The sequence below is a fragment of the Glutamicibacter sp. BSL13 genome, from assembly GCF_052928425.1.
Map to the genome: position 1 here is coordinate 1 of NZ_JAVGCZ010000084.1, position 12383 is coordinate 12383.

The window sequence follows — 12383 nt, forward strand, 5'->3', positions numbered from 1 at the left end:
TCCGACCTGCAGTAGATGAACCCGGCGACCCCCAGGCCCCCCGCCGCCGCGGCCAGCAGCCACAGCAGCACCTGTTTCATGTTGTTCCTCCCCGCCCCGTTCCGCGACCCCTGGATTGTTCCGGCGCCACCGTCCCGGGCTGCCGGTGGCGTTAAATGCACGGTCACCGGGGCCGGGCCGAAGCCCGCCGCCCGGTGACCGGACCGTTGGTTGGGGTCAGATCATTTTTCCCGGGTTTTCGGGTCGATCTTCCCGGCGGGCTTCTGCAGCGGCTGCGATTCCCCGCGGGCCACCAGGCGTTGCTGGCGGGATTCGGCTTCGGAGGTGTAGCGCACGCGGCGCACCCGGCGGATCATGTCGCGGATCAGGAAGATCGCGGCGATCACCATCAGCGCGGTGAACACGAAGCCAAGGAAGCCCGGCCCGGTCTGGCTGACCGCGTTGTAACTGGAGGTCGACTCGTTGGCCGGTGCGCTGGCCAACAGCAAGGTCAGATGGTTCACGGGTTAGTACAACTCATTTCTACAGCGTTAGTGCCCTACTACTATCTTAGCGTGGCGGGCCGCTATCTGAGCCCGGCGAACAGGTCGGACTCAGGCAATTCGGTGGGCACCTTGGAGGTGATCAGCGTGTAGTCCTCCCACGGCCAGTGTTCGGCATAGAGGTACTCGGGCACGGCGAAGAAGAAGCCCTCAGGGTCGATCTGCGTGCGGTGGGCCAAAAGCGCCTGGTCACGCTTCGTGAAGTAGTCCGCGCAGTACACCTGGGTGGTCGTGGTGTGCGGGGAGACCCAGCTGAACATCTGGTCCTGCTGGTCCTCCTCCCAGCGCTGCACCCGTTCGGTGTAGGGCGAGTCGTAGCCGGCGTCAAGCATGGCGTAGTGCAGGGTGCGGAAGCGCTCGGGGGCAAAGGCGCGGTCGTAGTACAGCTTGCGCACCTCCCACGGCTGCCCCAGTTCCGGGTACATGTCCGGGTTGTTGGCGTGTTCAAAGGCAAACAGCGCCACCCGGTGGGAGTGGATGTGATCCGGGTGCGGGTAGCCGCCGTTTTCGTCGTAGGTGGTGATCACGTGGGGACGGAATTCGCGGATCAGCTTGATCAGCCCGGCCGCGGCAACCTCCACCGGCTGCAGCGCGAACGCGCCGAAGGGCAGTTCGGGCACCGGGTCGCCCTCGGGCAGCCCCGAATCCACGTAGCCCAGCCAGCGGTGTTCGATGCCCAGCACGGCGGCGGCCTCGGCCATCTCCCCGCGGCGCACCCCGGGCAGGTCGCGGTGGGCGTGGGCCAGCTCCCCGGCGGCGGCATTGAGGATGTCCCCGCGTTCACCGCCGGTGCAGGTCACCACCATCACCTCGGCGCCGGCGTCGACATAGGCGGCCATGGTGGCCGCGCCCTTGGAGGACTCGTCATCGGGGTGGGCATGGACTGCCAGCAGCCGCAGTCCCTGGGACGGGGCCATCTTCTTCACGTCGTGACTCTCCACTAAGCTCTTTCCTTTTGCGTTCTCTGGTGCCTCGGGCCGGGGCAAAGCCCGGCGCGGCACCCCGTCATGACAACTCTCACCGGCCGCGGAATATTCCTTCCACGCGTTGGCCAGTAGACTGGAGACTGGTCCCATTCGGATTGTTGAGAGAGTACCAAGAGGCGCTGCATGTCTGATCCCAGCTTAATGGGTCGTTACCACACACCCAAGAAACGACTGTCGCCCAAGACCCGCAATTGGCTGATTGCCGGGGCCCTGGGCGTGGGCGTGGTGGGTGCGGCATACGCCGGGATCAACAACTTCACCCCGATCTCCTCCCAGGACGTGGGCTTTGAGATCATCTCACCCACCCAGGCCGTGGCCACCGTGGAGGTCTCCTACGACTCGAAGAACCGGGTGCAGTGCGAAGTGCGGGCGATGAACGACAGCTACGCGGTAGTCGGGTTCAAGACCGTGGTCCTGGAGGCCGAGGAGAACCCGCGCCACGTGCAGCTGAAGCTCGACGTTCCGCTGCGCACCGACAACCTGGCCACCACCGCCGGCATCGAGGACTGCTACAAGGTGCCCAAGGACTTCTAGCTCCGCCCCGGCCCCGGTTCAAGGGGGTTTTAGGGGCGGTAACATTTCCTGAAAGTTTCTTGCACGGCAGTCGATCTATTGGGTTTATTGCCCGATCACGACTATCATCGATGAAAGTACGATTCGCCCCGCAACGGCCCAGGGAGTGGACCACGCTGGTTCGCTCCCTTGCGTCTGCGGGGTCTTTTGCTTGTGGCGCCCCTGGCGTCGAGCCGGCAGAAACGTAACAACACAGACTTCGCCCGGCGTCCTTCCGTGCATGCGGTGGACGCCGTCGGTGTTCTCCCCTACCGGGTGGAGCGCCGGCAGGGCGAAGTCTTTCACTGATCATGAGGGAGTACAACGTGAGCACCAACAGTAGCGAACCTGTCGTGTGGCTGACTCAGGAAGCCTACGACCGCCTGAAAGAGGAACTGGATTACCTCTCCGGCCCGGGGCGTGCTGAGATCGTCGCCCGCATCGAGCAGGCCCGGTCCGAGGGCGATTTGAAGGAAAACGGCGGATACCACGCCGCCCGCGAGGAGCAGGGCAAGGCCGAGGCCCGCATCGTGTACCTGACCGACCTGCTGCGTCGCGCCCACGTCGGGGAGCCTCCCGCCGATGACGGCGTGGTTGAGCCGGGCATGCTGGTGGTCGCCAAGATCGCCGGCGATGAGACCACCTTCCTGTTCGGCAGCCGCGAGGTCGCTGGCGACAGCGAACTGGAAGTTTACTCGGAGCAGTCCCCCATCGGGCAGGCCATCCATGGTGCCAAGGTCGGCGACAAGCTCAGCTACCTGGCCCCCAACGGCCGTGACATCGCCGTGGAGATTGTCTCCGCCAAGCCCTTCTAGCCACGCAAGGGCAGCGAGGCCCAGGACCACGGTCCCGGCCCCGCCCCGCGAAAACAAGCCGCACCCCCGGTGCCTGCGCTTCGGCGCGGGCACCGGGGGTGCGGTCTTTGAGCCGGCTTGCCGCTGTGGCAAGCTCCGGCGTCCGGGCGTGGCTAGGCCACCGAGCCGCCGGCCGAACTGGTTATCACCGGTTCGAAGCCCTCGGCGCGCAGGTTGTTCAGCACCATCTCCGAGTGCTCGTGGCCGCGGGTTTCCATGTCGATGGTGATCGCCACGTCCCCCATGGACAGCGCCCCGCCGATGCGGGTGTGGTCCAGCCGGGTGACGTTCGCATCGGATTCGGCGATGATCCGCGAGATGCTGGCCAGCGCGCCGGGGCGGTCGGGCAGCATCATCCGGATGGTCAGGTAGCGGCCACCGGCGGCCAGGCCGCGCTGGATCACCTTGAGCATCAGCAGCGGGTCGATGTTTCCCCCGGAGAGGATCACCGCGCAGTTCTTTGATTCAATGCCGTGCTTGGCCAGCAGGTTTTCCATCAGCGCCGCGACCCCGACCGCGCCGGCCGGCTCCACCACCAGCTTGTTGCGCTCCAGCAGCACCACCAGCGCCTGGGCCAGCGCGTCCTCGGAGACGGTGACCACGTCATCGACCAACGCCTTGACGATTTGGAAGGGCAGCTGCCCGGGGCGGCCCACCGCGATGCCGTCGGCGATGGTGTGCACCGTGTCCAGTGGCACCAGCGCGTCGGCGGCCAGCGAGGGAGGGTAGGCGGCCGCGTTCTCCGCCTGCACCCCGATCACCTTGATCTGCCGGCCCAGCTGGCGCGCCTTTTCCTTCAGCGCCACCGCCACCCCGGCCAGCAGCCCGCCGCCGCCCACGCCCATCAGCACGGTGTCCACCTCCGGCAGCTGCTCCAGCAGCTCCAGCCCAATGGTCCCCTGCCCGGCGATGATGTCGGGGTGGTCGAAGGGGTGCACGAATACCGCCCCGGTCTCATCGGCGTAGCGCTGCGCCTCGGCCAGCGCCTCATCCACGGTGGTGCCGTGCAGCACCACATCGGCCCCGTGGTCGCGGGTGGCGGTCAGCTTGGGCAGCGCCACCCCCACCGGCATGTAGATTCGCGCCTTGATGCCCAGGTGGCTGGCGGCCTGGGCCACCCCCTGGGCGTGGTTGCCGGCCGAGGCCGCCACCACGCCGCGCGCCTTCTCGGCGTCGCTGAGCTTGCTCATGCGCACATACGCCCCACGCACCTTGAAGGAGCCGGCACGCTGCATGTTCTCGCACTTGAGGTAGACCTCCGAGCCGACCTGGCGGGAAAGCATCCGGGAGTGTTCCACCGGGGTCAGCGAAATGATCGGGGCCAGCACCTTGCGGGCGGCCTCGATGTCCTCCAGGGTGACGGGTAGCTGTTGCACTGTACTCACGGTTGGTCCTCGTTCGGTTCGGGTTCATTCCGTTCCCCGGGCGGCGGCTGCACGGCCGGGACGGGGGCTGCGGTGTCTGAAGAGCCGATGCCTGCGGTGGGTTCACGTTCGGGTTCCGTCGGCCGGGGCGCGGGTTGCTGCGGCCCATAGTGTTCGGTCACGAACGGGTCGTGCTCCCAGGACCGGTGGGCGATGTACTTGACCATCGAGTTCAGCACCGCCATCAGCGGCACCGCGAACAGCGCCCCGGGGATCTGCGCCACCATGGTGCCTCCGGCCACGGCCATCACCACGGCCAGCGGGTGCAGGCTCACGGCCTTGCCCATGATCAGCGGCTGCAGGATGTTGGACTCGGCCTGCTGCACCGCCAGCACCACGGCCAACATGATCAGCGCGTTCACCCAGCCGTTGGCCACCAGGGCCAGCAGCACCGCGACGGCGCCGGTGAACAGCGCGCCGAGAATCGGAATGAACGAGCCCAGGAACACCAGCACGCCCAGCGGCAGGGCCAGCGGAACTCCCAGGAAGAAGGCCCCGAAGCCGATGCCGACCGCGTCAATGAACGCCACCAGCACCTGGACCCGCACGTAGCGGATCATCGAGTTCCACCCGCGGGTCGCCGCCCCGTCCATGGCCGGGCGGGCCCGGCGCGGCAGCAGGTTGATCATGAACGTGCCGATCTTGCGCCCGTCCAACAGCAGGAAGATCAGCGCGAAGATCGCCAGCAGGATCCCGGTCAGGATCTGGCCCAGCACCGATCCCCAGCTCAGCGCCTCGCTCAGGATGTTTGAGGCGTTCGAACGCAGCTGCAGCAGCGCGTCGTTGACCACATTGGCCAGGTCGTCGTTGCTCAGCTGCAGCGGCCCGTTGAACAGCCAGTCCTGCACCTGGTAGATGCCGATGACGGCCTGATTCCACAGGGCGCTGAACCCGGTGCTCAGCCGCTGGCCGACCATCGTCAGCCCGGCGGTGATCACCGCCAGGAAGCCGATCACGGTGATGCCCACCGCCAGCCCCCGCGGCACGGCCAGACGGCCGTGCATGAACTCAACCACCGGCCCGAGCAGGCCAGTGAGCAGCGCGGCGACCATCAACGGGATCAGCAGCAGCGAAATCTTCGACAGCAGCCAGATGACCACGCCGACGGCGAGCACCACGACCAGGAACCGCCACGCCCAGGACGCGGCGATGCGCATGCCGTAGGGCAGGTCCTCACCATCACGGAAGGCCGCCGGTCCCGGCGCCAATTCCTCAATGGCGGAGGTAGGAGCGGACGGTGGAGCCACCCTCAAACGGCGCGCCCACGAAAACATCCTGCTCTTCATGGCTCTAAGCTACCCTTTCGTTTCACGGCTTCCGTGGTCTATGAACCGATTGTGACAAAAAACCGGAAGCGGTATCCAAATCTGATACCGCTTCCGGTTTGAGCGCTCAATATGATTATTACTGCTCGCGCAGGATAGACAGAATGCGCAGGATCTCCACGTACATCCAGATGAGGGTCATGGTCAGCCCGAACGCACCGCGCCAGGCCATGATGGCCGGGGCGCCGCGGTTGGACAGGTCCTCGATCATGGTGAAGTCCGAGACCAGGGCGTAGGTCGCCAGCAGAACCGCCAGCACGCCAATGGCCAGGCCCAGCATGCCGCCGCCGGCGCTGCGCAGGCCGAACATTCCATCAACCGCGCCGGTGAGCATCAGCACGAAGTTCAGCAGCGAGAAGACCAGCATGCCGATCATCGCGACGAAGAACATCTTGTTCAGCTTCGGGGTCATCCGGTACTTGCCCGAACGGTACAGCGCCAGCGTGGTGGCGGCCACGGCAATGGAGGCGACCAGCGCCTGCACGGCCACGCCCGGGTAGAGCGAGTTCAGGGCCTGCGAGAGACCACCCAGGAACAGACCCTCTGCCAGCGCGTAGGCCAGGATCAGCGGCGGGGAGGGCATCTTCTTGAAGGCGTTGACCAGGCCGAGAACCAGCCCGACGATCGCGCCAACAAGCATCAGGGCCGGGAACATCCAGCCGATGCCAGCACCCACGGCCACCAGGGCCAGGGTCAGGATGGTCTTGTTAATGACATCGCCGATGGTCATCCGGCCGGTATCGGCACCGGTGGCCGATGGCTGGCGGTACATGTCCTCCAGCTGGCTGGCGCTCATCTGCGGAGCGTTCTGGAAGCCCACAGGATTCTGGGACTGCTTGGTGCCCCAGGCCTGGGCCTGGTTCTTGGAGTCGAAGATCGGGTTTCCGTTCAAGGTCTTTTCCCCTCAATTAGGTCAAGTCGCGAAGCGTCGGCGAGGATGCCTCGTTGCTACTTAACGACAGTTGCTTTAAGACTACGTCAGTTCGTGTTCCCGGCGCTCATTCCTACGGATGAGATCACCATCGGAACCCCGAAATGGCAGTTCACTTGCAGGTGCCACATAATGGATTCACAGGCTCACGCGTTCTCACCGGCTGGCTCGAAAATCCGCTGGCAGCGGCGTCGTGGTGGGTGGATCACTTCCTCGGGCCGCGCGATTGCCAGCCGCCGGTCGGCAGGCATCCGTGAGCAGCCGGTACGTCATTGGTTGGAGGATTCCTTGTCTCGTCGCGTCAAGCGCATCGCAGGAAACATCGCCGTCCTTGCGTCGCTGACCGCGATCCTCCTGCTATTGATAACAAGCGCCATGTCCGACGAATTCCTGCGCAACGATCCCGCGCTCACCGCCGAGGCGAACGCCGGGACCCCCATTGTCCCCACACGCAACACCGCCGCGGCTTCGGCCCCCGCATCGGCGGTGCCACAGACCGCGAGCGAGCTGGAGCGAGCTCGTTCCCGGGCGCTGGCCGAGGGACGCCCCGAGGCCGCGTGGGACAAGCAGTGCATTGCCTGGCAGGTCCCGCAGGCGGCGACGAATCCGCAACGCTGGGCGAACCGGATGGGCCGGCAGTGGCTCGAGGCTCACCGGGCCCGGTGCCCTGATGCGATCACCATCCCGCACTATTTCGTTGACTCCTGGTCCGCAGGTGAGCCTGGAACGCTGCGGATTCGCGTGGAGGACGCGGCGGTCTTTGCCGCGTGGCCGGGACCAGCGGCAAGTGGGATCCTTGAGGACATTGCGCGGGATTTCATGGAAAACCTGGCACCTGCCAACCCTGAGCTGAAGACCGTTGAGGTGGCCACCGGCAACGGTCAACACCGGGTCCACTATGACAGGACGACATGGGCCAAGGCGCAGGACATCTAGCCCACCGCCAACGCAGCCCCGGCCGCCGAGGTTCGGGCTGCCGGCGCCCGGATGCCGGATCGAAGTACCTGGCAGCGTGCACCGGCATGCTCCCGAACCTGCCACAGAAAACGACAACGCCGCTACCGCCCCGCGTAAACCGGGGATGTAGCGGCGTATCTTTTGGTGCCCCCAGTGGGACTCGAACCCACAAGCCTTGCGGCAGCTGATTTTAAGTCAGCCGTGTATGCCAATTCCACCATAGGGGCCAGCTTGAAAAATCCTACGCGATGTTTTCCCATTTTCTGAAATTTCGCCGGAACGGCAAGGATCGGTGGGCCGGCGCCTGTGGCGTCGGCCCACCGTCGGGTCAATCATCGCTTGATGCAGCCTTCTTCGGCCGGCAGGCTACTTCTTCGGCTTGGCCGACTCCTCGAAGGCCTTGCGCGGATTCTGCATGTTGTTCAGCTGCAGCGAATCGCGGTTGAAGAACAGGGCAACCATCCAGTCGCCGAGCACGCGGAACTTGCGCTCGAAGGTCGGCATGGCCATGCCGTGGTAGCCGCGGTGCGCCATCCAGGCCAGCCAGCCGCGCAGCTTGATCGACTTGATGCGGGCCACGCCCTTGTTGCGGCCGAAACCGGCAACGGCACCCAGGTTCTTGTGCTTGTACTCCTTGATGGTGCCCACGCCGTAGCGGGCGGCGTACAGGTTCTTGGCCAACAGCTTGGCCTGGCGCACGGCGTGCTGTGCGTTGGGCACGCAGGTGCCGTCGGGCAGCCCGCCGGTCACATCCGGCACGGCCGAGACGTCGCCGGCCGCCCAGGCGCCCTCCACCGGGTCGCCGTTGGCGTCCTTGATGCGCAGGTCGGTGCGGGTCTCGATGCGGCCGCGCTGTTCGATCTGGAAGTCGGTGGAGCGAACCATCGGGTTGGCCATCACGCCGGCGCACCAGATCAGAGTGTCGGCGTCGAATTCGCCGGCCGGGGACTTGTCGCCCATGTTGATCAGCTTCAAGGTGCCATCGGTGGCGTCGGCCAGCGAGGTGTTCAGCAGCACCTCGATGCCGCGGCTGCGCAGGTGCTCGACAACCCAGACGGCCTGGTCCTCGGTGACCTCGGGCATGATGCGGCCCATGGCCTCGATCAGCACGAAGCGGGCTTCGTCCTGGCCGATGCGGTCGTTCAGGGAGATGGCGTAGCGGGCCATGTCCTCGATTTCGGTGATCGTCTCGATGCCGGCGAAGCCGCCGCCGACGACCACGAAGGTCAGCGCACGCTTGCGCTCGGCCGGGTCGGTCATGTTGGACGCCGATTCAATGCGCTCGGAAACCTGGTTGCGCAGCGCAGTGGCTTCCTCGATGGTCTTCAGCCCGATGCCCTCTTCGGCCAGGCCCGGGATGGGGAAGGTACGGGTGACCGAACCGGCGCTCATCACCACGTCGGTGTATTCCAGTTCGAAGCTTTCGCCGTTGACCGGGTCGATGACGGCCTTCTTGCTGGCGTGGTCGATGCTGGTGACCCGACCGTTGATCAGTTCCGAGTCCTTCAGGTGCTGGCGGTGCGAGACCACGATGTGGCGTGGTTCGATGCCGCCGCCGGCCACCTCGGGCAGGAACGGAAGGTAAGTCATGTAGGGGTTGGGGTCCACCACGGTCACGATGCCGCCGTGGGCCTTGACCTTCTTCTGGAGCTTCTTCGCGACGTACAGACCGACATAGCCGCCGCCGACAACGAGAATGCGTGGACGCTTCTGGGAGCTTTCGATGATTGACATATGGCCGATTCTACGCGGAAAAACCAGGTTAGTGAAAACATTCACTAACCATTGGGAGGGAGATTGGCCACCCGGTGTTGTGACCGGTTCGCCCTTGGCGGTCCAGTCCTGGGCAGGGCCCGGCGGCGGGCCCGGATCCAACTCACTGATTGGGGGCGGCCCTGCTGTCCAGAACCGCGGAAACAGCAACGGGGGCAGCGCGCCGGTCTCCCGGATCGCTGCCCCCGTCCGCAAAGCCCGTCCGGGCTGCCGCAAGGCTATTCAGGCACGTCGTCAAACAGGTCCCGGCTGCCCGGGGCCCGGCCAACCTTCAGGTCGCTCAGTGCCGCGTCGTCGATCTGCTTCGAGCGCTGGTAGCGCCGGTTGGCCGCTGCCACCTGCCAGCCGCCCAGGCCCAGGGCCAGCACCAGCAGCACCCCCGCGCCGATCACGAGCGCCGGCTGCAGCAGCGGCGCCTCCTGCGGCGGGGCGACCGGCTGCGGGGCGGCGACCTGCTTCAGGTCGGACTTCTCCATGGAGATGCCCGGTTCCCTGGTGTCCTGCGCTCCGGCGTCGGTGTCCCGGCGGTGCACGTGGATCCATTCGGCGATGGTGCCCAGCGGGTTCGTGCTGGTCTCGGCGACGTCGGCGGTCAGGGCCGCCTTCGCGTCCATGATCCCGTAGCCGTAGAGGTTGTCCACCCCGGGGGCGCCGGCGTCCTTGGCGGTCTTCAGGATCCGGTTGATGACCTGTGGGGCCTTCATCTGCGGGTACTTGGAGCGGATCAACGCCACCACGCCGGAGACGATCGGCGCTGCGCCGGAGGTGCCGGACCAGCGGGCATAGTCACCGCCGGGCATGCCGCCGACCAGCGGCTCGGCCGGGGCGGCCACCCCGATCGAGATGCCCTCGGTGGAGGAGTCCTTCGAGGCCTTGCCCGACTCGTCGACCCCGGCCACGGTGAGCACCCCGGGGATGGTGGCCGGCGCGCCGACCTGGCTCATCCCGCCGGAACGGTTCCCGGCTGCGGCCACGACCACCACGTCGTGGTCCTCGGCGTACTTGAACGCCGAATCCCAGCTTTCGGGCCAGGCCGGGCTGGTGGAGCCCAAGGACATGTTGATGACCTTCGCCCCGTTGTCCACGGCCCAGCGCACCGCGCGCGGGATCTGTTCCTCGACCGGGATCCCGGCCGGGTTCTGCCCGCCCATCCACAGCGAGACGGACATCAGCTCTGCGGCCGGGGCCACCCCCAGCACGCCGTCCGGCCCGCCGGAGGGCTTGGGCACGGTCTCGTACTCCGGTTCCTCCGGAACGTCCTCGTCTTCCTCTTCCGCGTGCTTCTTGGCCTTCTCCCACGCGGTCTTCAGCTTCTCGTTCTCGGCCTTGACCCGGTCGATCTCGGCCTTGTTGTTCCCGCGTCCGGCCAGCAGGGTGGCCACCAGGGTGCCGTGCTCGCTGCGCGCCCCAATCGGGGTGTTGCCGGTCGGTCCTCCGGATCCGGAGACGTCGGTGCCGCCGGTGACGGCCCCGCGCAGGTCGGGGTGTGAGGTGTCGATGCCGGTGTCGATCACCGCGACCTTCACCCCCTGGCCCTTGGCGTCCTTGTGGGCATCCTTGATGCCCAGCGAGTCCAGCCAGTACTCGGCCTCGCGGATGCTGTCGGCGTGGGCGCTGGGTGCCAGCAGCAGGTTGCCGCCCGCCCCCAGCACGAGCGCCAGGCTCATGGCCAGCAGCGTGCCAAGGGTGCGGGTGATCCGGGGCTCGGTGCGTGCGAACACGGTTTCCTCCTAGTCCCCGGGCCGCCGGCCGGCTGGCCGTGACGCATGATCGGGTGCGGGTGTGTGGTGGGTGGGTCTCAAGGGTGGCTCCGAGGCCAAGGTGGCCCCTGGGGCCTAGGCGGTGTGCAGGGCGGCCACCGAGGCGGCAATGCCATCGAGGATATCGTGTTCCGAGGCGGTGATCCGCTCAACCCGGCCACTGGTGGCCCGGTGCACGTGGGAAAGGATGCGCTCCACGATCAGCGCCCCGGCCTGGATCACGTCCACGCGTCCGGGGTGCATGAAGCCCAGCGCCGCACGCTGGGCCCGGTTCATGCCCAGGATCGCGCCGGTCGCCTCACGCATCTGGCAGAAGTCCAGCAGCGCGCCGTGGATGCGCTGCGAGTCGTAGTGCTCCAGCCCCAGCGCCTGGGCGGTCAGCGTGGTGATGGTCCCGGCGACCCCGACCAGCCCGGTCAGCTGGGACAGGTCCAGGGATTCGAGCACGCGCAGCTGGTCGTCGATGAAGTCCGCGGCCTGGCTGCGGGCATCCAGTCCGCCCAGCCCGTCGGAGAAGAAGCGTTCGGTGACCCGCACGCAGCCCATGTCCAGGCTCACCGCGGTGCGCGGGGTGCGTCCGGCGCCGATCACGAACTCGGTGGATCCCCCACCCAGGTCGATGACCATCCGCTCCCCGGCCGCATCGGCCGGCAGCACGCCGGTCGCCCCGGCAAAGGACAGCGCCGCTTCCTCCTGGCCGCTGATCACCTCGGGGCGCACCGAAAGGATCTGCTCGATGGTGTCCAGGAACTCCTCGCGGTTGGCCACGTCGCGGGTGGCGGAGGTGGCCACGAAGCGGGTGTGCGCCACCTGGTGCTGCTCGATCAGCGCGGCGTAGTCGCGCACCGCTGCGTAGGTGCGTTCCAGGGCCTCGGGGGCGAACCGCCCGGTGGCGTCCACGCCCTGGCCCAGGCGCACGATCTGCATGCGCCGCTCGACGTCGGCCAGCTGCACGCCGTCGGCGCCCTGGCTGGCCTCGGCGATCAGCAGCCTGATGGAATTGGTGCCGCAGTCGATCCCGGCTACCCGCATTAGCTCTCCTCCCCTGCCGCCTGGCGTTCGGCCCGCTTGCGGGCACGCTCGGCGCGTTTGACTTCCGGATCCACCGCCTGGGTCTTCACGTGCCGGGAGCGGTCCCGGCTGGGGGCCGGGCCCTTCGTGTCCCAGGCCCCGGTGCAGTAGCACACGTCCTTGGTCCACCATTCGGCGATCCCGGCCAGCGCCTCGTCACCCAGCGGGTTGACCCCTTCCCCGGCGGCCAGGGAATGGCCGACCAGCA

Annotated in this window: 11 protein-coding genes, 1 tRNA gene and 1 pseudogene; 3 read left to right on the forward strand and 10 right to left on the reverse strand. The window is 66.9% G+C overall.

Annotated features, from left to right (window positions below):
- Positions 1-221 precede the first annotated feature (221 nt).
- On the reverse strand, positions 222-503 hold the full coding sequence (locus tag RCJ92_RS12460) for a hypothetical protein (protein ID WP_138173600.1): 282 nt from the start codon (positions 501-503) through the stop codon (positions 222-224).
- Between the two features lie 62 nt (positions 504-565).
- Complete coding sequence (mca, locus tag RCJ92_RS12465; protein ID WP_138173658.1) at positions 566-1459, reverse strand: mycothiol conjugate amidase Mca; 894 nt, start codon at positions 1457-1459, stop codon at positions 566-568.
- Positions 1460-1669: 210 nt separating this feature from the next.
- Here mca and RCJ92_RS12470 point away from each other — a divergent pair, with 210 nt between their 5' ends.
- Both RCJ92_RS12470 and greA read left to right on the forward strand, forming a co-directional pair.
- Entirely contained in the window at positions 1670-2062 is a 393-nt protein-coding gene (locus RCJ92_RS12470; protein WP_171021095.1) for a DUF4307 domain-containing protein, read from the forward strand.
- 344 nt (positions 2063-2406) lie between these two features.
- Entirely contained in the window at positions 2407-2895 is a 489-nt protein-coding gene (gene greA, locus RCJ92_RS12475; RefSeq protein WP_054821828.1) for a transcription elongation factor GreA, read from the forward strand.
- Between the two features lie 152 nt (positions 2896-3047).
- Here the strand turns inward: greA and ilvA are convergent, their stop codons facing one another.
- From ilvA to RCJ92_RS12490, 3 genes are all read right to left on the reverse strand, one after another.
- Positions 3048-4319 carry a threonine ammonia-lyase gene (ilvA, locus tag RCJ92_RS12480; RefSeq protein ID WP_138173596.1) on the reverse strand — a complete coding sequence of 424 codons (1272 nt, stop codon included), beginning with the start codon at positions 4317-4319 and terminating at the stop codon, positions 3048-3050.
- Positions 4316-5605 (reverse strand): AI-2E family transporter, encoded by a 1290-nt coding sequence (locus tag RCJ92_RS12485; RefSeq protein WP_425545595.1) that lies wholly within the window; start codon positions 5603-5605, stop codon positions 4316-4318. Before RCJ92_RS12485 ends, ilvA begins: the two co-directional genes overlap by 4 nt.
- A gap of 157 nt (positions 5606-5762) precedes the next feature.
- Positions 5763-6575: a Bax inhibitor-1/YccA family protein gene (locus RCJ92_RS12490; RefSeq protein WP_138173592.1), complete on the reverse strand. Its 813-nt coding sequence runs from the start codon at positions 6573-6575 to the stop codon at positions 5763-5765.
- A gap of 327 nt (positions 6576-6902) precedes the next feature.
- Between RCJ92_RS12490 and RCJ92_RS12495 the strand changes: the two genes are divergently transcribed.
- Positions 6903-7550 (forward strand): hypothetical protein, encoded by a 648-nt coding sequence (locus RCJ92_RS12495; protein ID WP_446754725.1) that lies wholly within the window; start codon positions 6903-6905, stop codon positions 7548-7550.
- Between the two features lie 163 nt (positions 7551-7713).
- Here RCJ92_RS12495 and RCJ92_RS12500 read toward each other — a convergent pair.
- The 5 genes and pseudogenes from RCJ92_RS12500 to RCJ92_RS12520 all read right to left on the reverse strand — a co-directional run.
- A tRNA-Leu gene (locus RCJ92_RS12500) sits at positions 7714-7798 on the reverse strand.
- A gap of 139 nt (positions 7799-7937) precedes the next feature.
- Positions 7938-9305: an NAD(P)/FAD-dependent oxidoreductase gene (locus RCJ92_RS12505; RefSeq protein ID WP_446754726.1), complete on the reverse strand. Its 1368-nt coding sequence runs from the start codon at positions 9303-9305 to the stop codon at positions 7938-7940.
- A gap of 257 nt (positions 9306-9562) precedes the next feature.
- A complete protein-coding gene (locus RCJ92_RS12510; RefSeq protein WP_446754728.1) occupies positions 9563-11011 on the reverse strand; it encodes a S8 family serine peptidase in 1449 nt (482 codons plus the stop codon).
- 168 nt (positions 11012-11179) lie between these two features.
- Positions 11180-12136, reverse strand: coding sequence for a Ppx/GppA phosphatase family protein (locus RCJ92_RS12515; protein WP_446754727.1), 957 nt, complete (start codon positions 12134-12136; stop codon positions 11180-11182).
- A pseudogene (locus RCJ92_RS12520) lies at positions 12136-12383 on the reverse strand (DUF501 domain-containing protein); the annotation flags it as partial. The gene RCJ92_RS12515 and the pseudogene RCJ92_RS12520, both read right to left, overlap by 1 nt.

Bases quoted from the DNA above. Each gene is read 5' to 3' on its own strand.
- mca (WP_138173658.1), bottom strand. From the start codon at position 1,459: ATGGCCCCGTCCCAGGGACTGCGGCTGCTGGCAGTCCATGCCCACCCC.
- RCJ92_RS12470 (WP_171021095.1), top strand. From the start codon at position 1,670: ATGGGTCGTTACCACACACCCAAGAAACGACTGTCGCCCAAGACCCGC.
- RCJ92_RS12505 (WP_446754726.1), bottom strand. From the start codon at position 9,305: ATGTCAATCATCGAAAGCTCCCAGAAGCGTCCACGCATTCTCGTTGTC.
- RCJ92_RS12510 (WP_446754728.1), bottom strand. From the start codon at position 11,011: ATGAGCCTGGCGCTCGTGCTGGGGGCGGGCGGCAACCTGCTGCTGGCA.
- RCJ92_RS12515 (WP_446754727.1), bottom strand. From the start codon at position 12,136: ATGCGGGTAGCCGGGATCGACTGCGGCACCAATTCCATCAGGCTGCTG.